This is a genomic window from Eubacterium ramulus (genome assembly GCF_003122485.1).
Classification (GTDB): Bacteria; Bacillota; Clostridia; order Lachnospirales; family Lachnospiraceae; genus Eubacterium_I; species Eubacterium_I ramulus_A.
Genome location: NZ_JRFU01000008.1, coordinates 1 through 25,385, shown reverse-complemented (window position 1 = coordinate 25,385; position 25,385 = coordinate 1). Strand labels below are relative to the sequence as shown.

At 42.5% G+C, this 25,385-nt stretch carries 21 protein-coding genes; 20 read left to right on the top strand and 1 reads right to left on the bottom strand.

What is annotated here, in order from left to right; all coding sequences use genetic code 11:
- Positions 1 to 198: 198 nt before the first annotated feature.
- The 12 genes from LG34_RS00635 to LG34_RS00585 all read left to right on the top strand — a co-directional run bounded on the left by LG34_RS00635 (position 199) and on the right by LG34_RS00585 (position 12,991).
- Positions 199 to 1,701, top strand: a complete 1,503-nt coding sequence (locus LG34_RS00635; RefSeq protein WP_109214392.1) for a sodium:solute symporter family protein — start codon at positions 199 to 201, stop codon at positions 1,699 to 1,701.
- Between the two features lie 294 nt (positions 1,702 to 1,995).
- A complete protein-coding gene (locus LG34_RS00630) occupies positions 1,996 to 3,000 on the top strand; it encodes an amidohydrolase family protein (protein ID WP_109214391.1) in 1,005 nt (334 codons plus the stop codon).
- A gap of 332 nt (positions 3,001 to 3,332) precedes the next feature.
- On the top strand, positions 3,333 to 4,571 hold the full coding sequence (locus LG34_RS00625; RefSeq protein WP_109214390.1) for a M24 family metallopeptidase: 1,239 nt from the start codon (positions 3,333 to 3,335) through the stop codon (positions 4,569 to 4,571).
- Entirely contained in the window at positions 4,543 to 5,547 is a 1,005-nt protein-coding gene (locus tag LG34_RS00620; RefSeq protein WP_109214389.1) for an NAD(P)-dependent oxidoreductase, read from the top strand. The genes LG34_RS00625 and LG34_RS00620 overlap by 29 nt, the downstream gene beginning before the upstream one ends.
- 67 nt (positions 5,548 to 5,614) lie before the next feature.
- Positions 5,615 to 6,334, top strand: a complete 720-nt coding sequence (locus tag LG34_RS00615; RefSeq protein ID WP_158582261.1) for a cupin domain-containing protein — start codon at positions 5,615 to 5,617, stop codon at positions 6,332 to 6,334.
- Positions 6,335 to 6,504: 170 nt separating this feature from the next.
- Positions 6,505 to 7,695 carry an MFS transporter gene (locus LG34_RS00610; protein WP_181369241.1) on the top strand — a complete coding sequence of 397 codons (1,191 nt, stop codon included), beginning with the start codon at positions 6,505 to 6,507 and terminating at the stop codon, positions 7,693 to 7,695.
- 28 nt (positions 7,696 to 7,723) lie between these two features.
- The gene (locus LG34_RS00605; protein ID WP_109214386.1) at positions 7,724 to 8,938 is read left to right on the top strand and encodes an MFS transporter; all 1,215 of its coding nucleotides are present in this window, start codon (positions 7,724 to 7,726) and stop codon (positions 8,936 to 8,938) included.
- A gap of 12 nt (positions 8,939 to 8,950) precedes the next feature.
- A complete protein-coding gene (locus LG34_RS00600) occupies positions 8,951 to 9,550 on the top strand; it encodes a nuclear transport factor 2 family protein (protein ID WP_109214385.1) in 600 nt (199 codons plus the stop codon).
- 117 nt (positions 9,551 to 9,667) lie between these two features.
- Positions 9,668 to 11,164 (top strand): sodium:solute symporter family protein, encoded by a 1,497-nt coding sequence (locus LG34_RS00595; RefSeq protein ID WP_109214384.1) that lies wholly within the window; start codon positions 9,668 to 9,670, stop codon positions 11,162 to 11,164.
- Positions 11,165 to 11,292: 128 nt separating this feature from the next.
- Positions 11,293 to 11,418: a hypothetical protein gene (locus LG34_RS17220; RefSeq protein WP_256385919.1), complete on the top strand. Its 126-nt coding sequence runs from the start codon at positions 11,293 to 11,295 to the stop codon at positions 11,416 to 11,418.
- 26 nt (positions 11,419 to 11,444) lie between these two features.
- Positions 11,445 to 11,879 carry a transcriptional regulator GutM gene (locus LG34_RS00590; RefSeq protein WP_146190156.1) on the top strand — a complete coding sequence of 145 codons (435 nt, stop codon included), beginning with the start codon at positions 11,445 to 11,447 and terminating at the stop codon, positions 11,877 to 11,879.
- 260 nt (positions 11,880 to 12,139) lie between these two features.
- Complete coding sequence (locus LG34_RS00585; RefSeq protein ID WP_109214382.1) at positions 12,140 to 12,991, top strand: MerR family transcriptional regulator; 852 nt, start codon at positions 12,140 to 12,142, stop codon at positions 12,989 to 12,991.
- A 164-nt stretch (positions 12,992 to 13,155) separates the two neighbouring features.
- On the opposite strand, the gene LG34_RS00580 is transcribed toward LG34_RS00585, so the two are convergent.
- Complete coding sequence (locus LG34_RS00580) at positions 13,156 to 15,291, bottom strand: sigma-54-dependent Fis family transcriptional regulator (RefSeq protein ID WP_109214381.1); 2,136 nt, start codon at positions 15,289 to 15,291, stop codon at positions 13,156 to 13,158.
- A 406-nt stretch (positions 15,292 to 15,697) separates the two neighbouring features.
- Here LG34_RS00580 and LG34_RS00575 point away from each other — a divergent pair, with 406 nt between their 5' ends.
- The 8 genes from LG34_RS00575 to LG34_RS00540 all read left to right on the top strand — a co-directional run bounded on the left by LG34_RS00575 (position 15,698) and on the right by LG34_RS00540 (position 25,355).
- The gene (locus tag LG34_RS00575) at positions 15,698 to 16,606 is read left to right on the top strand and encodes a thiamine pyrophosphate-dependent dehydrogenase E1 component subunit alpha (protein WP_109214411.1); all 909 of its coding nucleotides are present in this window, start codon (positions 15,698 to 15,700) and stop codon (positions 16,604 to 16,606) included.
- 16 nt (positions 16,607 to 16,622) lie between these two features.
- Entirely contained in the window at positions 16,623 to 17,597 is a 975-nt protein-coding gene (locus tag LG34_RS00570; RefSeq protein ID WP_109214380.1) for an alpha-ketoacid dehydrogenase subunit beta, read from the top strand.
- A 24-nt stretch (positions 17,598 to 17,621) separates the two neighbouring features.
- The gene (locus LG34_RS00565; protein WP_109214379.1) at positions 17,622 to 18,962 is read left to right on the top strand and encodes a dihydrolipoamide acetyltransferase family protein; all 1,341 of its coding nucleotides are present in this window, start codon (positions 17,622 to 17,624) and stop codon (positions 18,960 to 18,962) included.
- 9 nt (positions 18,963 to 18,971) lie between these two features.
- The gene (gene lpdA, locus LG34_RS00560) at positions 18,972 to 20,711 is read left to right on the top strand and encodes a dihydrolipoyl dehydrogenase (RefSeq protein ID WP_109214378.1); all 1,740 of its coding nucleotides are present in this window, start codon (positions 18,972 to 18,974) and stop codon (positions 20,709 to 20,711) included.
- Positions 20,712 to 20,732: 21 nt separating this feature from the next.
- On the top strand, positions 20,733 to 21,845 hold the full coding sequence (locus LG34_RS00555; protein ID WP_109214377.1) for a 4-hydroxybutyrate dehydrogenase: 1,113 nt from the start codon (positions 20,733 to 20,735) through the stop codon (positions 21,843 to 21,845).
- Positions 21,846 to 21,947: 102 nt separating this feature from the next.
- The gene (locus tag LG34_RS00550; protein WP_109214376.1) at positions 21,948 to 23,258 is read left to right on the top strand and encodes an acetyl-CoA hydrolase/transferase family protein; all 1,311 of its coding nucleotides are present in this window, start codon (positions 21,948 to 21,950) and stop codon (positions 23,256 to 23,258) included.
- A 268-nt stretch (positions 23,259 to 23,526) separates the two neighbouring features.
- On the top strand, positions 23,527 to 24,528 hold the full coding sequence (locus LG34_RS00545; RefSeq protein WP_109214375.1) for a lipoate--protein ligase: 1,002 nt from the start codon (positions 23,527 to 23,529) through the stop codon (positions 24,526 to 24,528).
- A gap of 77 nt (positions 24,529 to 24,605) precedes the next feature.
- Positions 24,606 to 25,355: an MBL fold metallo-hydrolase gene (locus tag LG34_RS00540; RefSeq protein ID WP_109214374.1), complete on the top strand. Its 750-nt coding sequence runs from the start codon at positions 24,606 to 24,608 to the stop codon at positions 25,353 to 25,355.
- Positions 25,356 to 25,385: the final 30 nt, after the last annotated feature.

Sequence of the window (25,385 nt, the reverse complement as noted above, 5' to 3'; positions counted from 1 at the left end):
GGAAAAATATGTGTCAGGAAGTCGCGAAATGGCACAAAATGGCACAAAATGACACAAAAAAGAAAAAGCGTGCGCAATACCCAGTCAAAAAGTAAAAATAGAAACTGGCATGTAAGTTGCATAAATAAGAATATAAAAACAGAGAGGAGGAAGGAAATGTAATGACTGTATGGGACTTGGAAAGGAGGAAAACAGGATATGAACACTTCGGTAATCATAGCGGTAGTAATTTTGTATGAAATCGTATCAATCGGAGGCTGTGCGCTATACCTTAAGATGAAAGAGCGAAAGAATAAGGGCGGACAGGCTGCGGCCGGAGACGATTTCTCAACAGGGGGACAGAGTATGACATGGCCTGTGGTAGGGGCATCACTGGCATTGTCATTACTGGGTACTGTAAAAATTTTTGGTATCATGCAGCAGGCGATTAATCTTGGGGCGGTTGTAGCATGGTTTTCCATAGCAACGATATTTCCACTGATCATGATATCGCTTGGAACCGGGCGATGGGTACGAAGACTGAAAGTTGCCACCATGCCGGAATTATTTGGAAAAATGTATGGTCAGAAAATCCGGTTATTTGTGTGTGCGGTAATAGCACTTCAGACATTTGTTATTCTTACGATCGAAACGCAGGGGCTTGGAACTGTGTTTAATGCATTATCTGCCGGTAAGGTATCTGTTGCAATGGGAGCGATCATCGGTGGAATCATTGGAATTTTTTATGTGATCATAGCAGGAATGAAAGAAGTCGGTATGGTCAATGTTGTGAATGTAATCGTAATGTATGTTGGTCTGATCGCAGCAGCAATTATTTTAGGACATGTACTTCCGGGAAATGGCTGGAGCGATTTTGAAGCATATTTTATGAGCAGCGGTCAGGAGCATATGTTAAATTTCTTTGGCGCACCTGGAGTATTTTTCTCATTTGCGCTAAATAATATTCTGGCATTGCTTTGTGCACAATCCGTTTCACAGATGGGTGTGCAGTCTGCAATTGCTGCAAGAAGTGAAAAAGATATTAAGCGGGCCGTTCTTGTATCAGCACCGGTAAATGGTATTTTCGGACTGATTACCATGACAATGGGACTGGCAGGAAAATATATGGTAGAAACAGGAAATCTGTCACTTCCGGAAGGTGTGAAAGCGACAGGACAGGCAATTGGTACACAGGTTATTATACAGATGATGCCTGGGTGGGTAGTATGTCTGTTACTGGCAGCATTTTTAGGAGCGATTCTTTCTACTTTTGCAATCACTACCATGGCACTTGGATCCATATTTTTAAATAATATTTATATTCTGAAACATCGGGACGCATCAGAAAAACAGAAAACAATGGTTGTACGCATTATGATTGTTATTACCGGTGTTGTTGCAATGGCAATTGCTTCCAAACTTCCGAATATCATTAACAGCGCAAACTGGTCCTTTGCATGGATTACCCCGTTATTTTTCACATTGGTGTTTGGTCTGTTCTGGAAACAGAGCCGGGTTGGTGCAGCAGCGACGATGGGCGTTTCGTGGATCGTAATTTTGCTTTATACATTTACACCGTTACCATCTGTACTTGGCATTACTCTGCCACTGATTTATATTGTTTTGATTGTTTGTATTGTAGTAGGAGTGATCTCCTATGCAGTAACAAAAGGTGAGCGAGGATACATGATACTCTGGAAGGAAGAACATGGAATCAGATAAGTATGCATGCAAATTATGGAATTGGAGGCGTAAATATGAGTTGGTTTGCAGCGTTTATGTTAAAAGGAATTGGAGTATGTGTCATTTTGGCAGTTGCAGCAACAATTGCCGGAGTGTTTATCAAAGATTACGATGAACAGTAGAAGGAGTGTGGAAGATGACATTTATCTATGAAATAGCAGAAGTTCAGTATATGGCACTGGTAATGATCGTACCTGCCATCTATCTGATCGCAGGATTTATCTGCAATGCAGGAAATAAAAAATAAGCAGTAGGAAAAAGGAGAAGAATAAGATGATAAAGAAGATTGATCTGGAGAACCATTTTTATGACATTAGTTCCGTGGAGGCATTACAGTCCAGGGCAAAAGGAGATTATCCATACTGGGATAAGGAAACAAATACGATTCACTGGCTGGAAGGAATCGCGATGTGTCAGGATAAATTTTATGAAAATCTGCTGGATTTTGCAAATATCAGATTAAAGATAATGGATGAACTTGGAATTGAAAAAGCAGTCATTTCTCTGGCACCGGGTATTGAGGCATTGCCGCCGGAAGAAAGCCGCATTGCCTGCAAAAAGGCAAATGATGCTTTATATAAAGTGATGCAGGAATTTCCGGGACGGTTTCTGGGATCAGCCATCTTACCGATACTGGATGTAGATGCGGCAGTGGAAGAACTGGAACATTGTGTGAAAGACTATGGATTTGTAATGTGGCAGACGCATTCCAATTATGGTGCAGGTATTGATCCGGATCAGAAAAAATTCTGGCCGGTCTGGAAAAAAGTTGCAGATCTTGGAATTTTTGCATATTTACATCCGACTGTATCACATCAGCCAAAGTTTAACGAATATGGTTATGCAATGGCGGCACCGGGACTTGGGTTTACGATTGATACAATGGGAAGTATTGTACGCATGATCCTGTCTGGAATTTTTGATGAGATCCCTGATCTGAAAGTCGTATTGGGACATTTTGGAGAAGCACTTCCATTCTTGATGGAACGAATGGAGAATCGTTTTAGCTGGCTGCCGAATCCAAAACAAAAAAATAAGGAACAGATGGGAGCTTATTGGGGAAAGAATATTTTTGTGACGACTTCAGGAAATACATCCATACCGGCATTTGAGTGTACACGAGCTGCAATTGGCATTGACAGTATTATGCTGGGAACAGATTATCCATTTGAGCATATGGAAGAATGTGTGGGATATCTGGAAACCTGTCCGATGACAGAAGAAGAAAAAGAGAAACTGTATTATAAAAATGCAGAGAAATTAGGATTATACTTATAAAACAAAAATAGAGCAGAGAATCAGTCTGAACATGGAAAAGAGAGCATCTGACGGCGTGTGTAAGCTGTTGGATGCTCTCTTTTGTTTGGAAATACAGTTAGTTATCACAACTCTATAGTCGACTATAAGGTTTGGCGTTGCATGATGTTATAGCTTAATAAACATAAAATTGTGCAATGTGTATAAAAAACAAAGAAATAGACAAGATTAACTGTGCAAAAATATGTTTATTTTTGTGGAGACTTTGTGATTGACCTTATAGCAGGATGGGGGGATAGGATAAAGCCATGAAGAACACATAACCGAAAATTAAATTAGGAGGAGAAAAAGTTATGCCAAGATCAGGATTTAACGGGGTTGATTTCGAGGATAATATTAACTTTGAGCGACTTCACTCAGAGAGACTCGAAAGAGCAAAGAAATTTTTACATGAGTCAGAATTTGGAGCATTGCTCTGCTATGATTTTGACAATATCCGCTACATTACAGGTACACATGTAGGCGAGTGGAACAGAAATAAAATGAACCGTCATTGTTTGTTGATTGACGGATATGATCAGCCGATTCTGTTTGATCCGGCCTGCCCGTCCAAGAGACAGCGTGTTTCATGGATTCGTCCGGAAAACATCATGCCTGCAGTTGGTTCTATGAGAGGTTCCATTCCGGCTTCTGTCGGTATGGTACAGCAGGAAGTAGAAGAAATTATCAGCTACCTGAAAAAACATGATGTTTTTGATCAGCCGCTTGGAATTGATATTGTGGATATTCCATTATATCAGGAGCTGGAAAGAGCAGGTGTCAAGATTGGTGATGGTCAGGCTGTTATGGTCAATGCGAGAATGATTAAGACAGATGACGAGATTCAGTTATTGAAATGCTCAGCAGCAATGGTTGATGCTGCATACTGGGATGTTGCGAAAAACCTTCGTCCGGGTGCAACCGAGAATGAGATGGCAGCACTGATCCAGCATCAGCTATTTAAATGGGGAGCTGAGTCTGTAGAGTTTGTAAACTGTATTTCCGGTCAGCGTGGAAATCCACACAGCCATACAACATCCAATCGTATGATCCGACCGGGTGAGCTGGTTTACTTTGATGTAGGAAATGTATATAACGGATATCATACCTGCTATTACCGTACATTCTCCTGTGGAAGACCGACAAAAGCACAGGAAGAAGCGTATGCAAAAGCACTGAAATGGATTCGTGACGGTATTGACCAGATCAAACCGGGAGCTACGACAGCAGATGTTGCAAAAGTATGGCCATCCGCACAGGAACTTGGATTTAACGATGAAAAAGAGGCATTCCTGCTTCAGTTTGCACATGGCATCGGACTTGGACTTTGGGAGAATCCGGCAATTTCCCGTCTGTTCTCACTGGATAATCCATTAGAGTTCAAACCGGGTATGACATTTGCAATTGAGACTTGGTGCCCGTCAGAAGACGGTACCGGTTCCGCAAGAATCGAGGAAGAAATCGTTGTTACAGAAACCGGACACGAAGTGATCACACACTTCCCATCTGACGAGATCGTATCCTGTGGTTTTGCAGGCTGTATGTTCCCGTAAAACAAAACGTTTCAATGATTCGCAGGGACTGTTATATCAGGGGGAATCAGAAAAAGGTATAACAGTTCCTTCATATAAAAAGGAGGATAAAAAAATGGCAAAATTAGGTTACATTGGACTTGGAAACATGGGTAAGCCAATGAGCAATCGTCTGCTTGATGCAGGAAAGGATCTTACAGTATGGAATCGTACTGCATCCAAGGCAGATGAACTGGTAGCAAAAGGTGCCAAACTTGCGGCAACACCAAAGGAAATCGGCGAAAATTGCGATATTATTTTCATCTGTGTTTCTGACGGGCCTACATTAAAATCCGTAACACAGGGCGAGGATGGTGTAGTTGCAGGATTGACAGCAGGAAAAATCGTGATCAACATGAGTACTGTTGCGCCGGCTGAGTCCGAGGAACTGAATGCTGCAGTAGAAGGCGCAGGATGTAAACTGATCCGTGGACCGGTTACAGGAAGTACTATGCTGGCACAGAACGGAACACTTGGTATTCTTGCTTCCGGCGATAAGGATACTTATGATATTGTGCTTCCTTATTTTGAAATTCTTGGCAAAAACCAGTTCTATCTTGGCGATGCAGAGCAGGCTGTTGTATTGAAACTTGCAATCAATACAATGATCGCATCTACCATGCAGATTGAAGCAGAAGCAGTTGTATTATCCGAAAAAGCAGGACTGGATGTTGCTCAGGTCTGTGAAGTTATTGCAGGTTCTGCAGCAGGTTCACCACTTTGCGGATACAAAGCAAAATTAATCGCAGAGGGCGAATATGCACCGGCATTTACTGTAAAACTGATGATGAAAGATCTGGATCTTGCGTTTGATGCAGCAAAACAGTATGGCGTATCCATGCCTGCTACAGCAATCACAAGACAGCAGCTTCAGGCAGCTTCTGCAACAGGCAGAGCAGAGAAAGATTTCTCTATTCTGACACAGGTTCTGGAAGATGCATGTGGATATAAGAGATAACAGGTAACAGATAAACAAAACAGGAAATATTGAATAAAAAGATTAAGATGATATGGGGGATATTATTATGAGCTTTAAAGCATATGTACAGAATTTTTATGATATGAGAGATATGGCACCGGTTCAGCACGTAGGCGCACATTCCAGACCGTTTGCAAATGCGGCAAAGATGGGCTATGATCCGGCAGGAACAGAGTGGACATATCAGTATTTTTCAACCTGTGAGATTACATATGGCGGAGCTGCATTAATCGCAAACCACGGTCCGGCAGATCACATTTTCTACATTCTGGAAGGTGAAGGATATTCCATGATGAACGGAAAACGTTATGCTTACAAAGCAGGCGATATCATGTGGACACCAGGTAATTATGACCATGAGATGTATCCGGACGGAACAGCAAATCTGAAATTCCTTGTTACACTCTGTCCAAGAGGATTTAAACAGTCTGAGCCGTATATCAAGAACGTAAATGATGCAAAAGTAACAGAAAAAGAAGGCGTAACTTTCTTTACACTGGCAGATGAAGAAATAACAGGTTCTCCGACACAGGAATTCCATATTGTTGATGTATATCCGGGTGCAAAACTGACATTGGATACTCCGAAATCTGACGTGATCGCATATATGTACAATGGTCAGTGTGTAGCAACTGTTGATGGTGAAAAACTGGAAATGAACAGACAGGAAGATGCTGTTGTTATTCCAATGGGAGCAAAATGGGAGATTGAAAATGTAAGCAAACAGTGCGTACGTTTTGCTTTATCATTAAGCCCTTGCCGTTAGGTAACAGTTTTTACAAACAAACATAGGTATTAAAAAGGCGGCAGACAAATCTATAAATTATGACTAGTCTGCCGTTTTTTTTAACATGATATACTATGTATAAAGTAAACATGTCTGTGTCCTACAGACACTTCAAGGAATCAACAACACGAAAAAATGTAGAAGGAGGCATGGCTTTGCACACAAAAGGTATTAACAGAAATGTACTAAAGATACTGATTCTGCTGATTGCTTTGCAGGATAATGGAATGGGAGCAGCGACACCTGCATTGCAGTCCATTTCCGAGGCTTTCCCGAATGCCGGGTATCAATTGATTAGCATGATAGTAACTTTGCCTGCGCTTATGTTGGCTATTATGCCAATCTTTTATCCCAAGTTGGTTCAGCTGTTTAAAAAACGTTGGATACTAATCATTACAGCTGTGCTGTTCTTGGTTGGAGGTGTTGGTCCGGCCTTTATCAATTCTAATATTTTTATCATTTTGCTCCTCAGATTACTGGTTGGAGTCGCTTGCGGGATCTTTATGCCGCTGTGCATCGACTTGATTGTAGACTTTTTTGAAGGAAACGAACGTGCCAAAATGGTTGGATGGTCTTCTACTTTTACTGGATTTGGTGGGATTCTGTTCCAGACATTAGGAGGATATTTAGCAAGCTATCATTGGAGTTATTGCTTTTTTGCCTATCTCGTAGCAGTCATCTTTCTTCTTTTTCCAGTTATTTTTTTACCGGAACCGATGCGAGAGAAAAAATTGGCGAACCGGAAGGTAGAAAACCAAAATATAACGCACCAAAAGGTCAAAACTCCTTTTTCTGTTTGGATTACCGGATTCTTTCTGTGCTTATTCTGGCTGTTTGCTTATGTAATTATTACCAATGCATCAACGGTGTTAATCACTGAGGGAATCGCAGCGCAATCACAGGTAGGATTGATTTTCTCCTTTATGACGCTGGGTACAGTAATCAGTTCTGCCTTTTTCGGGAAATTGCTCGAAAAAATGGGATATATCATTCTTCCACTAGCAATGATGGTGGCGGCGGTTTCAATGTTTACTGCGTTCATGGCGCGTTCTATCGGGAGTTTTATTGTTGCAATGTTTCTATTGGGTTTCAGTAGTGGAATTGTAACTCCGGGAATTATGGAACGTAATACCAGTTTGGTTCGTTATGAAGGAGCAACAAAAGCCGTTTCTGTTTCCTATCTGTTTCTGGGAATCGGCAGCTTCATTTCGCCGTACATCTTCAATAATATCGGATTGGATGCAAGAGGGCAAATGTGGTTAACAGCCATATTATTCGTAGCAACAGCGGTTTTTCTGTTCATTGTAAACAGGAGGATCGATGTGAAAAGAGACATATAGGTACTATAGTTTTTAAAGGAGAAAAAAGATGCAAGTACATGAAAGAACAAGAAAAAACAACGCGACACTTAAGTTGGCAATACTTTGTGTAGCAATGCTTAATAATGTTATGGGCTCTGCGACGTCCGCACTTGGAACCATTGCGAGTATATTTCCGGACGCAAGTTATACTGTCGTAAGCATGATTTCAACGGTTCCACCGTTAATCATGTCTGTGGTTCCATTTTTCTATACGCCACTCATCACTCATGTGCGGAAAAGATCGATTCTATGGCTGAGTGCAGTGTTGTTGCTGGTTGGAGGTTTAGGACCTGCAGTTTTCCATACAAACATTTATGTAATTCTGATTTTCAGAATCATACTCGGATTTGCAGTTGGGTTCTGTACTATTTTGTCTATTGACCTTATTGTGGATTTCTTTGATGGAAAGGAAAAGCATACGCTGACAGGAATGCGAGATACCTTTAATAGCCTTGGTGGGGCAGCGTTTACGCTGATTGGAGGCTGGCTTGCAGGAATTCAATGGTATTATTGCTTCTGGGCAGTGCTTCTCGGTTTTGCGTTTATCGCAATACCTCTTATTTTCCTTCCGGAGCCTGACCGGAAAGCCAAGATGGAATTTGAAAAGGAAGTTCTGGGTAATCAAAGCGTGGATGTCAAAGTCCCCGGGTCTGTTTGGTTGTTTTCAATCTTTGTCTTATTACATTGGATTTTCTTCTATGTGTTCATCACAAACGTTGCAATGATTGTTATCAGTGAACAGATTGCTACGCCGGCTCAGAGCGGCATGATTTATGCGTTCATTAATGTCGGAACCATTATTTTTGGTCTGATTTTCGGTAAAGTATTCCAAAAGATTAAATATGTCACCCTTTTTATTGGCATGGGGCTTGGCGGTGTTGCGTTACTGATCGCTTCGAATGCAGTTACAACCGGGGTCTTTATTATAGGTGCTATTTGTCTGGGGGCCGGATCCGCGTTTCTGATGCCAAGTATTTATGCAAAGAATGGTAGCTTGACTCCATATAAAAATCAATCAAAGGCAATATCCATTGTGAGCTTTATGATAGGCGTTGGTGGATTCCTTTCCCCATTTATCTTCAATAGCTTTGGACTTGATGGAAGGACACAGTGTGTTGTTGGAGGAATTTTATACATTGTGTGTGGTGCTCTTGCCATGATTTTGGCCTTTGTGATTAAACCAAAGCACAATTACGATTTATCGGAATATTCCACACATTAAGGAGGGTTTTTAATGAACGAAGTAAAAGTCATCAAAGCAACAGAATCTACAAGCAAATTGGAATTTGCAAAAGCCATGGTAAACAGAATGTTTGCAGGAGATAAAGATGTATTCAAGGATTGTTGTACCGAAGACTATCGGCATAGAACGCCGGAATTCCATATGATTAATCCTGTTGAAAAACAGGGGTGGATGGATGGTGAATTTGCAGTTGAAACCATGTCGCGTTATTTCCGGGCAGATGGAAACGGATGGAAAAATGTTCAAATAACGGACAAATCTGCAGTAGAAACAGAGGACTTGTTAGTATGGGAATTTATATGGTCCGGTGAATTCCCAATTGGTGCATACGCTGGCTTTCTGGAAGGCGAACGCAGAGAAGGGATGCGTGTTGAAATGCGGGTCGTGGAATACTGGCGCTTCCGTGATGGCAAGGTCTGCGAAATTGATGCAGTGAACGACAGTCTGGCATATTATTACGATATGGCAGATGGAAACTGGGACTTAATTGTAAAAGCGATAGACAATAATGTTGCCTGGTGGTCCGGTCAACGTGACAATATTCTGAAGGGAGAATATCCAATCCCGGATCCAGGTAAAGTATTTGATTAATTGGCGTAGCTCCTCTGTGTCAATGTTTGAATCAATCATAAGTGTATATTCTAGCACTCTATCTGAGTCCGCTAATTCTTTAAAAAAATTTTCTTGTTAAGGAGAGGAAGGTAGAAAATGAAAGTTGGATTGATTCTTGCTGTTATTATATATGAAATAGCAGTGGTAGCAATCGTCTCAATAGTTTTAAAGGCGGTAGAAAAGAAGAAAGCCCATACTGCAGCAGTAAGTGGGGATGATAAAGACTTCCTTCTGGCAGGTCGTAACATGGGAGTTATTACACTGGCACCGACGATTGCGTTGACGGTTTTAGGTTCGGCACATATTACAGGTGTATTTGAAATGTCTTACGGAATGGGCGCAATAGCAATCTGGTTCAGCCTGGCGCATGTTTTAATGGTTGTTGTAGCCTGTTTTGCAACCGGACAGTGGGTTCGCCATTTTGGTATCACCACAGTACCGGAACTTTTAAAAGATATGTATGGTCCTGGAGTGGCATTGGCTATTTCATGTACGATGGCAGGACAGGTTTGGGGTGTACTTGTTCTGGAATGTCAGGGTATGGGTATTGTTATTACCGCACTGACGGGATGGCCGCTTCAGAATTCTATTATTGTAGGTGCGATTATCGGTATTCTCTGGGTTGTTTTTGCGGGAATGAAAGAGCTTGGTGCTGTAAACGTAGTAAATGCAACCGTGATGTATATTGGTCTGATTATTGCGACAGTAGCAGTAGCATTTAAGATGCCGGGTGGAAACTTTAACTTTATTATGGATACATTTACAGGTGAAGAATCATTTATGACAAATGTGTTTGGAAATGCAAACCTGTTTATATCCTTTGCAGTAGGTCAGATTATTGCAGTTACATTCTGTCAGGGTATTTCCCAGATGCTGATGCAGACGATGATGAGTGCGAAGGACGAGAAAACGATCCGTCGTTCGGTATGGCTGGCAGCTCCATTAAATGGTTTATTCGGTGTGTTTGCGGTCATTCTTGGTCTGGCAGCACGTGCGATTCCGGAATATGCGGCAGCCGGAGCAAAAGAAGCAGCTATGACAATGTTGGTTGATCTGTTACCAGGCTGGATCAGTGCTGTTTTACTGGCAGCATTGCTGGCAGCAATTCTTTCAACCTTTGCAATGACAAGTTTAACACCGTCCACTATCTGGGTAAATGATATTTATCTTGGTTATATTAATCCGAAAGCAACTCCGAAACAGGCAACAAATGTGACAAGAATCCTCATCGTCATTCTGGCGGTATGTGCAATGATCACATCAACTGCATTACCGACGATTCTTGATGCGATCGGATGGGTATTCTCATGGGTAATTCCGGTATTCTTCCTGGTTGCATTTGGACTGTTCTGGAAAAGAAATTCAAAAGTTGCAATCGCAGCACTGGCAGTTTCCTGGATTGCAAACATTTTATGGTCCTTTACCGGTATTCAGGCAGCTGTTGCAGGTGCAATCGGCGTAACTTTACCGAATGCATATGTAACATGCATTCTGACAATCGTAATTCTCGTGATCGGTAATCTTGTAAGTAAAAACGGCGAGCCGGGATATTACAAGATCGCAGAAGCAAAAATGAGAGAGCAGCAGAACTAGACAGGAGGTACAGGATGTTTTTAAAACTTTTTATTATTACAATCGTATTAATTCTTGTACTGTGTGCATGCGGTCAGTTAATTTACACATTGACACACAGAAAGAAATAACAGGAAGGAGAACATATTATGGCAGATAGTGTTGCTCAGGTATATATGATAGGTGTAATGTGCATTATGGCATTTTTTGCAGTGAGCTGCCTGATTGGAGTTGGAAAAGCAAAAAAACGAAAAGAACAGGAAAACACGAAATAGAATTTTGAAAAAGGCTGGTGAAAGATATGGGACATATATCAATTTATACAATTTCGAACATTATTATTGTTGTAGGAGTAATCTGGGCGATTACCGGATTCTTTCAATATCTTCAGGTAGTAAAAATGAATAACATACTTCACCGGCTTGGTGCAAAAGCACCACGTGTCTTTCGTGGAATCAATGGTAAATTTTTCGCATTGCAGATGTATGTTCTTGCAGCTTCTGATGCGGAGGGAAAGATTCTGGATGCAAGCTATTTATATACCTCAATTCTCTTAAAACCTTCTAGGGAAGTAAAGGCCGATCAGCTTATTGGTCAATATATTCCGACTATAGACGTAACAAAATTGCAACAGGATAAAAAAGTCTACCGCGCAGTGTGCAATTTGCAGGAAGATTACAGGAAACGCTGTAATCTGAACGCAGGTCGCAAAGCGACTGCGTTCATGAGCAAGTAGCGAAAGCGGATTGCGAATGTCCGCTTTACTGTATGATCAGATGGCAGATACATAAAAATATCCGTATATGACGGAACACGAAATTCCCGGAGTAATTCCGGGAATTTTCGGCTTTTTTTGTACTTCGAAAAAAAATTCAAATATGAGGAAAAAACGGTTATAATGATTACATGGGAAAATACAATGCGCGATTTTCAGTCCATGGTCTTGGGGGGGGGTAAAAGTCAAATAAACTTTTCAACATAAGAGGAGGTACTTAAATGGAAGACAGGCAATGGTTGGGAGTGAAAGAATTGGCAGATACGGTTGGGGTGTCGCGCCAGACTTTGATTTATTATGACTCCATTGATTTGTTTAAACCGGAATTTATTGACACGAATGGATACCGGAAATATTCGACAAGTCAGATCATGGAATTGCGGGAAATTCTTTTTTTGAAGAATAATAATGTTCCGCTGGAAGTTATCAAGGCGAATATTAAAAAGAAAAGTCTGGATAATATCAAGAAGGGATTGAAGGCATCGCGGGAGAAGATGCTGACAGATATTGAAAGCATGAACCGTAAAGTGGAAAAAATCAACAACCGGATTTATGCATTAGAGCGGGCAGGACTGGAGTTATATACAGTATCGATTCCAATGATCAAATATTTCCCCAAAAGAATGCTGTTTATGATGCCATGGGGGACAACATTCATGACACGAAGTAAACTGTATCAGACGTTTATGAATATCAGAAAAGAACTTGGAAAGCAGGATTTTTCAGATGATCTTGGATGGGGAGCATTTTTCCCGGAAAAAAATCTGGAAAATGAGGACTGGCTGGAAGAAGCAGGTGGATTTATTTATCTGCCGGAGAACGCAGAAATTGATATAGCGCAGTATAGTGAAAATATCAAGACACTTCCAGCAGGAGAGTATTTGTGTATGAATCGGTTCGACATGCCATATAAACGAAAGGCAGTAGACGAATTGCTGGAATGGGCGAAACAACATGATATAAAGACAGAGGGAAATCTGATCGATGAGTGTTTACTGGATACGACATTTCAGGGAATAACGGATACGGAAAAAGTAGACTTTTCGCAGCTTCAGATCTATATCAGACGTTGAGGTAAACAGAGAAGAAAGACTTTCTGATAAAAAATAACGTAAATAAAGAGAGCAGAGGAAACTTTTCCCGGCAAGACGACCGTCAGCTGCAGAGGTAAGTTTTTCTGCTCTCTTTTACATCATTTTTCGGTGATATAATGAATGTTTGTTCCGCTTTTGTTATCCTATCGGTGAGTCAGATATCGGATTTCTGCCGGATCAATTTCATATTTTTCAAGTTTACGATAAAGCGTGCGGCGGCTTATACCAAGGCTGTCGGATGCTTTTTTTACATTTCCACCGGATTGTTTCAGATGTTCGATAATCAGTAATTTCTCCGATTCTTCAGCGGTAATAGCTGAAGTGATGTGATCCGTGTTCATCACGGATTCTGTCGGGGATACAAAAGTATCCTGAACCGATGACATATTTTCAGCAGGGATGTCTGTTAGTGGCAAATTGCCGGAAACAACAGGTGATGCAGAACTGGCTGCCGTTGTTTTCATGTCATTTTCTGACTGTATCTGATTTTGGTTTTCTAGGACATGCTGCATATTGGAAGGAAGGGCTTCTTTTGTCAGTGTTCCGTTAGAGGTCAGAATACAGCAGCGTTCAATTACATTTTCCAGTTCCCGGATATTGCCCGGCCAGGTATATGCTGCAAAGATTGTTCGAACTTCTTCTGAAATTTTTGTGATCGGTTCACTTTTCGGATTCTGATACTTCTGTAGAAAGTGATCTGTCAGCAGAAAAATGTCATTACCACGTTCGCGAAGCGGAGGAATATGCAGACTAAAAACATTCAGCCGATAATACAGATCGCTTCGGAATACGTGATTTTCAATCGCTTCTTCCAGATTGACATTGGTCGCTGCAATGACGCGCACATTTAATGGAATGGATTTCTTACCGCCGATACGTGTGACAGATTTTTCCTGAAGGACACGCAGCAGCCGCACCTGTACTTCGTAAGGCATATCACCAATTTCATCCAGAAAGATTGTGCCACCGTTTGCCAGCTCAAATTTACCGGCGCGACCTTCTTTTTTTGCCCCGGTAAAAGCGCCGGAATCGTAGCCGAACAGCTCACTTTCAATCAGATCTTTCGGAATCGCACCACAGTTGATGGCAACGAAAGGACCGTTTGAATGTGGACTGTTATTGTGGATGGACTGGGCGAACAATTCTTTTCCGGTTCCACTTTCCCCGGTGATCAGAACACTGGTATTTCCCTGAGCAACCTTTAAGGCAAGACCTTTTAAACGCTGTAGTGCAGGACATTCGCCGATAATGTTCTGAAAAGTATAATGAGCGTCCGAACCCATAACTTTGTTAGCTAGCTGCTGGATATATTCTGTTTTCCGGAAAGAAATCAGAAAACTTTCTTTGTTGCTGTAGTTGGTTGGTGCCACAAATTTAATGCTGATATAGCATTTAAAGGCTTCCTGTTTTCCGCAGACGGTTGTTTCAAAATCGTAGGTATTTTCTTTTAATTTTTCAAGTTCCAGATTTGGAAAAATCTCCCGGTAGGAATGATTTAACATGTCCTCTTTCGCAAAATTCAGAGTACGCAGTGTGATCGCATTTACATATGAAATGTTATAATCTGCATCCAGCAGAACAATACCGCTGTGAATGGAATCAATACTGGTCTGAAGCTGATTTCGCATAGCAATCAGATGTTCGTTTGCTTCGGTCAGATAAAGCTGACGGGAAATTGCTTCGGCAGCAGACATTATCATGCCAAGGGTGTGGGGATGTGCCCGTTCCCAGGAACCGCTGATGCAGATGACACCGAGAATTTGGTCTTTGAGCAGAATCGGAGCACCGGAACAGGTCCAGTTAGAACTCAGCTCAAAATAGTGCTCATAAGCAAACAGCTGGATTGGTTTACCGGAAAACAATGGTGTGCCGATGGCATTTGTGCCAAGCACCGATTCCAGACGACAGCTGCCTTCTGTCAATGGAATATCCTGATTTTTAGCCGTTTCTACAATGTCTGCATCTCCTACAAGTTTCAGAACATGCCCGTTTTGATCTGCAAACATGATCATAAATCCGGAGCCTTTTACGATCTGGTACAGATAATCAATGAAGGAAGATGCGATATCGTAAAGGACCTGATTTTCTGCAATGGCTTCCTGTAATTGCTCCTGTGTCAAAATGTTGCAGCGGGCATCCTGTGCATTGATATGAAATGCCCGGGAACGCCGCCAGGAATCCAGCACTTCTTCCCGAATGATCATTTCCGGATGACCGGTTCCTTCCATAAAATCTTTGCGTGCCTGCTTTAAGGCAGACAGATAAGTATCTGAAATCATAAAATCTCCTCCCCTGTAAAATATCCCATTTACATTTAGTTATAAGTAGTGTTATGTGTACACATCTGCTGTACAGAAAATGTAGCATCAAGAATATCATATAAAAGTGTGACAACAAACTGCAATACGAAAAGTGTGTCGCTTAAAGGAGTGCTGCACAAAAGTGTGCCACCCAGAAGTGTGCCATACAAATATGTGTCACACAAGATAATAGCACACATGCGCCAAAATGTCACATAAAAATCGGATAAAATGATAGAAAAGCAGGAAATAATCAGAAAAAATTGGCACAAGTTTTGCTGAATATAGAGTAACAAGAAAATCACAATCAAATTGTTGAAAGGGAGGAAGGTTTGACGTGACAAAGCAGGAACAAAAACAGAAAGCAAAAGAGTTTTACACAATTATGTATCGGACCAGAAGATTTGAGGAAGAAGTATTTGAGTTTTATAAAAGAGGTCTGATGCCGGGACTGGCACATCTGTATCTTGGGGAAGAGGCAGTAGCAGCCGGCGTATGTGGCGCATTAGAGGAACGTGACTTTATCGGAAGTACACATCGTGGACACGGACATCTGGTTTCCAGAGGGGCAGATCTGAACAAGATGATGGCAGAAATCCTCGGAAAAGCAACCGGATACTCCAAAGGTAAAGGTGGATCCATGCATATCATGGCAATGGACAAAGGTATTCTTGGTGCAAACGGTATCGTAGGCGGAGAGATTCCAATCGCAACTGGTTCCGCATATGCATCCAAATACATGGGAACAGATGAAGTTACCGTATGTTTCTTCGGTGATTCCGCTTCCAATGAAGGAACATTCCATGAGAGCATCAACATGGCAGCAGCCTGGGATCTCCCAATCGTGTATGTGGTAGAAAATAACCTGTATGGTATTTCCGTAGATATCCGTCGTGTAACAAAAGAGTATCATATTGCAAAACGTGCCGCAGGATACGGTATCGAAGGTATCACAATTGATGGAAATGACGTATTTAAAGTATATGAAGAAGCACAGAAAGCAGTAGAAAAAGCAAGAAAAGGCGGCGGACCAACCATTATTGAGTGTATGACTTACCGTTGGCAGGGACATCACGTAGGTGATCCTGGTCTGTATCGTCCGGAGGAAGAAGTAGAAGAGTGGAAAGCAAAAGAACCACTGAAGATCCTTGAGGATAAGAAACTTCTGACAGACGAAGAAATTGCTGAGATTAAAGAGATGGTAGAAAAAGAGATTCAGGAAGCATGTAAATTTGCAGAAGAAAGTCCATATCCGGATATGGCAGAAGCCTATACCGACGTATTTGTAGATTAAGAGGAGGAACAGAAAAATGAAAAATATGATGTATAGAGATGCCGTTCGGGAAGCATTAGATGAAGAAATGGCAAGAGATGACACTGTATTTAATATGGGTGAGGATGTTGGATTCCTCGGTGGAAACTTCAAATGTACCGAAGGTCTGATGGACAAGTACGGAGACTTAAGATGTAAAGATACACCGATCTCTGAGCAGGGATTTGTCGGCATGGGCGTTGGAGCTGCCTTACGTGGACTTCGCCCGGTTATTGAGTTGATGTTCGGTGATTTCATGATGGTTTGTATGGATCAGATCTGTAACCAGATGGCAAAAATCACTTATATGTCCGGTGGACAGGTAAGCGTTCCGATGGTTATCCGTATGCCGATCGGTGGTGGACGTTCTTCCGCAGCACAGCATTCCCAGTCTTTCCATGCATGGGTTGCTCACTGTCCGGGTATGAAAGTTGTTGTTCCGTCCACAGCAGCAGAGGCAAAAGGTTTATTGAAAACAGCAATCCGCGACAACAACCCGGTTGTATTTTTCGAGCATAAAATGCTTTACACAACCAAATTTGATGTTCCGGAAGATGAAGATTATACCATCCCATTCGGACAGGCAAGAATGGTATCCGAGGGTGATGATATTACAGTTGTAACAAACTCTATCATGACTGTAAAAGCAGAGAAAGCAATTAAAAAATTACAGAAAGAAGGCATTTCTGTTGATCATATCGATCTGAGAACTATTGTACCTCTTGATACAGATACAATCATCAAATCTGTGAAGAAAACAGGAAAACTGCTCATCGTAGATGAAGGACATGAGAGCTTTGGTATCAGCGGCGAGATTGCAACCAGAATTATGCCGGAAGTGTTCTATGATCTGGAGGCACCGGTGAAACGTCTCGGTACGGCAGATGTTCCGCTTCCATTCAGCCCGGCTCTGGAGTTCCCGCTGATTCCGGATGACAAGAAAATCTACGCAGCAATCAAAGAGATGTTATAAGTATAAAAATGGGAGGACATAAAAATGGCAGAAGTAATCTGTATGCCGAAACTCGGATTTAATATGGACGAGGGACAGCTTGTACGCTGGTGCAAAGCAGTCGGCGAAGAAGTAAAAAAAGGCGAAGTGCTTTTTGAGATAAATACGGATAAGACAACGATGCCGGTAGAAGCAACCGGTGACGGTGTGTTATTAAAAACAATGCTCGGAGAAAACGAATATGCAGATGTATTTACTCCGATCGCAGTTGTTGGTGCAGCAGGAGAAGATGCAGACGCAGCACTGGCAGCTTATGGTGAGGGTGCAGAAGGTGGAAGCGCTCCGGCAACACCTGCTGAGGAAGAAAACGCGGCACTTGTTGCAACAGCCGCAGAAGCAGCTCCGGCAGTGGATGTCAAAGATCTGAAGCTGACACCGAAGGCAAAGAAACTGGTAAAAGATGAGGGGATTGATCCTGCATCCTTAAAAGATATCAAAGGAACAGGTTTCCGAGGCGGCATCACAGCGAAAGATATCAAAGCATCACCACTTGCAAGAAAACTGGCAGAAAAGAGTGGTGTGGATCTCGCTACCGTAGCAGGAACCGGCATCAATGGCAAGATCATGAAAGCCGATGTGGAGAAAGCAGCAAGTGCAGCTCCGGCGGCAGCACCTGCAGAAAATCCGGACAAGAAGATTCTTTCTTCTGTTCCTTACAAGGGAGTACGTAAGATTATCGGTGATAAACTTGCTGAGAGCAAATTTACCGCACCACATCTGTATTTTACAGACGCTGTAGATACAACAAATATGACTGCTTTCCGTAAACAGATGAACGAAGTATCTGACAGAAAAATTACAGTATCTGACATCCTTGTTTATGCAGCAAGCAAAGCATTACAGAAATTCCCGGGAATTAATTCTTCTCTGGTAGATGGCAATATCGTGACATATAAGAGTACCAATATCGGTGTGGCAGTCGCTGGTGATAATGGTCTGATCGTTCCTGTCATCAAAAATGTACAGGAGAAGACGCTGACAGCCATTTCTGAAGAAAACAGAGATCTGGTTGACCGTGCAAAAGAAGGCCATCTGAAACCGGAGGAGTATTCAGGCGGAACGTTCTCAATTTCCAACCTTGGAATGTTCGGTATCGGCAACTTTACTGCGATCATTAATCCGCCAGAGGCAGCAATTCTTTCCATCAGCTCTGTTCGTAAGACACCAGTTGTCATCGAAGAAGATGGTGAGGATAAGATTGTGATCCGTCCGATGATGAACATCCAGCTTTCTGTTGACCACAGACTGATCGATGGACTGTTAGCTTCTCAGTTTGTAGAGTATATGAAAGAACTGCTGGAAAATCCGTTAAAAATCTTACTGTAGGAGGGCGTCATGGCAGAAGTAATCATTATGCCAAAACTCGGTTTCAATATGGATGAAGGCGAGTTGGTAAAATGGCACAGAAAAGAAGGCGAAAGCATCAAAAAGGGTGAAGTCCTTTTTGAAATCAATACAGATAAAACAACGATGCCGGTAGAAGCTACCGCAGATGGAACCGTATTAAAAATTGTCCTTGCAGAAGGTGAAACTGCTGACGTATTCACCCCGATCGCCGTTGTCGGCGATCCGGGCGAGGATGCGGACGCAGCACTGGCGGCAGCAGGCGCAGAGGTGGATGTACCGGCTCCGGTACAGGAAGAAGCACCTGCAAAAGCAGCAGAACCGACACCGGCTCCGACAGCAGCTTCCGGAACATACGATTACGAAGTGATCGTGATCGGTGCTGGCCCTGGCGGTTATGAGACAGCAATCAAATCTGCTCAGTCCGGCAAGAAAACAGCCATTGTGGAAGCAAAACATTTTGGCGGTGTATGTCTGAATGAGGGATGTATCCCGACAAAGACATTGGTTCGTACCGCAAATCTGTATACCGAGATGAAAGAAGCAGAGAAATTTGCAATTTTCGGAGTAGATCAATCTGCATTAAAAGTAGATATGAAGAAGCTGCAGGATCGCAAAAACGGTGTAGTAACGACGTTGACAACCGGCGTACAGGGATTGTTACGCGCGAATAAAGTATCGATCATCAACGGTCATGCTTCCTTTGTGGATACACATACCATCGAAGTAGAAGGAAAAACTTATACATCTGATTACTTCATTATTGCTACCGGTTCCAACACATTTATGCCGCCGTTTATTCCGCTGGAAGGCAATACAAATGTAATCACAAGCCGCGAAGCATTAAATATAGATAAGCTTCCGGAGTCCATCGCAATCATCGGCGGTGGTGTAATCGGAATTGAGTTTGCACATGTATTTTCACACCTTGGTTCCAAAGTAACCGTTCTGGAGCTGATGGATCACATCCTGCCAATGGTAGATGAAGAAGTATCCGATATGGCGAAAAAACGTATGGAGAAAAACGGTGTGGTATTCTGCAACGGTGCAAAAGTACAGAAAGTAAAAGATAACAGCGTGATTTATGAATACAACGGAGAACAGAAAGCTGTAGAGGCAGAAGTGGTACTGATGGCGGTCGGACGTGTGGCAAATACCGACGGGCTGAATACAGAGGGCATCGGCATCGAATTTGAGAAAAAAGCAATCAAGACAGACGGTCATATGCATACAAATATTCCGAATATCTATGCCATCGGTGATGTCAATGGAAAAGTTATGCTGGCACATACCGCATCCCACGAAGGTTTTGTTGCAGTGGCAGACATTTGTGGTGAAGCTGATCATGAAATGGATTACGGCAGAATCCCATCCTGTATCTATCTTGATCCGGAAATTGCCTGCATCGGTCTGACAGAGAAACAGGCAAAAGAAAAAGGCTATGACATTCAGGTTGGCAAATTCCCGATGATGGCAAACGGCAAATCTCTGGTAGAGGGAGACACCGACGGAATTGTAAAAGTGATCCTGGATAAAGAACTGGGAGAGATTCTTGGTGTACATCTGTACGGAAAACATGTGACAGATATGATCGGAGAGATCTCTGTAGCAATGAATCTGGAAGCAACTGCTGAGGAAGTGATCGGAGCCATCCATCCGCATCCGACAGTTTCTGAGGCAATGCCGGAGGCATTTATGGCAGCTTTCTATGGCCGGGCTATTAACTTTTAAGCATCGGCGAAAGGAGAACAAATGCAGGAATTAATGTTAAAACCAACCATTTTTAAATATGATACTGTAAAGGAATTTGTAGATGAATTCAAACCGGGCAAAGGAGATCTGGTTATCACAAATGAGTATATTTACAATCCGTATTTCGGACAGATGAATCTGGAATGTGATGTGATCTTTCAGGAAAAATACGGTGCAGGGGAGCCATCCGATGACATGGTAGAAGCGATGTATAAGGATATCAAAGGGGAACATAAACGTGTCATTGCCATCGGTGGCGGAACCGTTATTGATATTTCTAAGCTGTTTGCGTTACGGACAGTTTCCCCGGTTCTGGATCTGTATGACGGCAAAATCCCACCGGTAAAAAATAAAGAACTGATTTTGATTCCGACCACTTGTGGAACGGGTTCCGAAGTGACCAACATTTCCATCCTTGCGTTAAACAGCAGAGGAACCAAAAAAGGTCTGGCAGTGGATCAGATGTATGCCGATACCGCCGTACTCATTCCAGAGTTGTTGGAAGGACTTCCGTTTGGTGTATTTGCAACAAGTTCTATTGATGCACTGATCCATGCCATTGAGTCCAGCCTTTCCCCGAAGGGAAATGAGACAACAAGGCTGCTTGGCTATCAGGCGATCAGCATGATCTTAAATGGTTATAAAGAAATTGCAGAAAAAGGAAAAGAGGCACGGATTGCGCTGCTCAGCCAGTTTCTGATGGCTTCTAACTATGCGGGCATTGCCTTTGCAAATGCAGGTTGTGCAGCCGTTCATGCAATGAGCTATCCGTTGGGTGCTACTTATCATGTGGCACATGGAGAATCCAATTATGCGATGTTTACCGGAGTTATGAAAAATTATATGGAACTGAAAACCGATGGGGAGATCGCAGTTCTGAATAAATTTATTGCACATATTCTTGGATGCGATGAGAAAGATGTCTATGAGGAGCTGGAGAAACTGTTAAATGTGATCATCCAGAAAAAAACATTACATGAGTATGGCATGAAGGAGTCTGAGATTGAAGAATTTGCAGATTCTGTACTGGAAAATCAGCAGCGTCTGCTGGCAAATAACTTCGTGCCGTTAGACAGAGACAGACTGATCAAAATATATCGAGAACTTTACTGATAAAAACAGGAACAAACCCGGCGGACGAAATCAAGTGTTTCGTTTGCCAGGTTTATAAGAAAAATCAGTAGTAATGGGTTCTGCAAGAAATGGGGAGTTTTTATGAACTGGAAAGAAGTATATAAACAAAAAATCTGTACGGCAAAAGAAGCAGTATCCCACATCCATTCCGGAGATCGTGTCGTTGTAGCGCATGCCTGCGCAGAACCGGTCGTTCTCACAGATGCAATGACAGAAGCAGCTGAAAAATATGACTGGAAAGAGATAGAAGTGGTACATATGGTTGCTATGGGAAAAGCCGGTTACTGCGCACCGGAGATGGAAAAACATTTTCGACATAATGCATTGTTTGTCGGAGGAACTACCAGACAGGCAGTAGAGGAAGGACGTGCAGATTTTACGCCGGTTTTCTTCTCTGAAGTGCCGGATTTGCTTCGTAAGGACATGCATGTAGACGTAGCACTGCTTCAGGTCAGTGCGCCAGACGAACATGGTTACTGTTCTCTGGGAGTATCCTGTGATTATACCAAAGCGGCAGCTGAGTGTGCGGCTATTCGGATTGCACAGGTGAATGAAAAAATGCCAAGAGCCATGGGAGATAATTTTATCCATGTATCTGAGCTGGATTACATTGTCCCGGTAAATACTGATCTGATTGAACTTCAGCCACCAAAGATCGGTGAAGTGCAGAAAAAGATTGGAGAGCATATAGCATCTCTGGTAAAAGACGGCGATTGTCTGCAGCTTGGAATCGGAGCGATTCCAGATGCGGTTTTGATGTTTTTAAAAAATAAAAAAAATCTTGGTATCCATTCGGAAATGTTTTCCGATGGTGTAGTTGATCTGATCAATGCGGGTGTTATTACCAACAAATGCAAACAGATTGACAAAGGTCAGTGCGTGGCAACGTTCCTGATGGGAACAAAGAAATTATATGATTTTGTAGATAATAATCCGATGGTTCAGATGAAACCGGTGGATATTGTAAATGATCCGAGAGTCATCTGCCAGAATGACAATGTGGTATCTATCAATTCCTGTGTGGAAGTGGATCTGATGGGACAGGTCTGTTCCGAGTCTGTAGGCTTAAAACAGATCTCCGGTGTCGGTGGTCAGGTTGATTTTGTACGTGGAGCCAATATGTCAAAAGGCGGCAGAACGATTATGGCAATGCCTGCCACTGCTGCAAAAGGAACCATTTCCAAAATCGTACCGCTGCTTGCCGAAGGAGCAGCAGTTACGACATCCAGATGTGATGTGGATTATGTCGTAACAGAATATGGAATAGCAAAATTGCATGGTTGTACGTTAAAAGAGCGTGCACGCCAGTTGATTCATATCGCAGCGCCTGCGTTCAGAGAAAGTCTGAAACAGGAGTATGAAAACAGATTTCGCTGCAAACTGGAAGATTGAATATATGAGTTTCAGAAAAGGACGCCATCCCTCTCTGATAACAGATGAGTATATTCAAAACCCTTATCTAACCCTCTATCCAAAAGGAACCATCGGCAGCGATGGTTCCTTTTGCAGTATTGAGAATCTGATAGGAGAACTTTTGCAATTTGGAAATTTACGAAAAAACTATCGAACATATATGGAATGTATGATAAAATAAACCCGAGTGAAGACGGATAATTTCCTGTTAAAAAATGGCAATAAAAGGAAGACTAAAGGAGAAGACATGGGAAAAAAAGTAGTTTTTATCGAGAGTAACTCAAATGATCCGAGATTTAATCTGGCGCTGGAGCAGTATGTATTTGACGAAATGCCGAATGATAGAGAGTATTTCTGGCTATGGCAGAATCATAATACCATCGTCGTGGGCAAACATCAGAATACGGCACAGGAGATTAATCAGACATATGTCAGAGAGCATGGGATCACGGTAGTACGCAGATTGTCCGGGGGCGGGGCAGTTTATCATGACATGGGAAATGTGAATTTTACCTTTATCGCGGATACCGGAGATATGGAAACATTAAATCTGCATGCATTTTGTACACCAGTAGTTAACACATTGGAGCAGATCGGAGTAAAGGCAGAAGTCAGTGGAAGAAATGATATCACCATCGACGGAAAGAAATTTTCCGGCAATTCCCAGTATATCAAGCATGGAAGAATCATGCACCATGGAACACTGATGTTTGATTCGGATCTGTCTGTGGTATCAAAAGCGCTGCAGGTTTCCAGTGACAAATACGAATCCAAAGGCTTTAAATCAGTCAAAAGCCGTGTGACGAATATCAAACCGTACGCACCGGCGGATATGGACATGGAGACCTTTAAAAATATTTTAAAACAGTACATGGTTCAGGGCGAAGACGTGGAAATCCATCATCTGAGTGAAGAAGAATTAAAACGCATTCAGCAGATTCAGGAAGAACGTTACAATACCTGGGAATGGAATTACGGCGCATCACCGGAGTTCTCTGTACAGAAAAAGCGCAGAATTGAAGGGTGTGGACAGATTGAGATCAGTATGAATGTAGAACACGGATGTATTACCGCATATCGCAGTTTTGGCGATTATTTTGGAAATGGTGATACGGAAGAATTACAGGAGACCTTAAAGGGATGTTCGTTGCAGCCAGAGGCACTGGCAGAGCGCCTGAAAGATTTTGATCTGGAATCCTGCTACAGTCATCTGGATAAAGATGCCTTTATTTGCCTGCTGACAGAGTAATTTTATTAGAATATGTCAGTTTATCTTGAGTAGACCTGCAAGTTAAGTCTGGCAGAATCATCAGTAGGGAGAATGAGATGGAAACAGCTATTTTTCATATCGGAAATGCCGGTCTGTTCTTTTACCGGAACGGCACCGGTATTCTGATCGATGGCATTTATGATGGAAGTAAAGTCGGAATGTCTGCCATGCCGGAGGCGTGGATGGCGGATTTGAAGCAATGCCGTGGAATTTTGCAGCAAGTAGACGGATTGCTTTTTACCCATCTGCATCCGGATCATTATCAGGAACAGCTGACGGCGGCATATTGCAGTCAGATGGCAGAGCGTGGACGGCAGCTTACCGTATATGCACCGGACTGGGAAGCCTCCCATGCAGAGGTTCATGACCTTGGGGAGGACATGTGTCGCATACACATTAAAAATGCAGAGATCATCACCAGACGGACCATTCATGACGGTGGAGAACCGTGGAAAAACGATCCACATGAGACATTTTTGGTCAAAATGGGAAACGAAGCATTTTTTGTGTCCGGAGACGGTGTCCTTAGTGTGGAAGATGCGACAGCATTTCATCGTTATGCATATCATATCGATATTGCCTTTGTGAATCTGTATCAGCTTGGCAGTGAGAGCGGAATGGAGTGTATTCACGCACTGGATGCAGACCGGATCGTTTTGTATCATCTGCCGGCCCAGGAAGATGACACCTGCCATTACTGGATGATTGGAATGCAGGCAGTGGAACGGTTCACTGGAACATACGGGGAAGAAGTAGAAATTGCAGAACATATGGCATGGATCGATGCTCAAGTCGAACGCACGTGAGACTTGGTGCGTGATTCTGGTCAGCGCAAG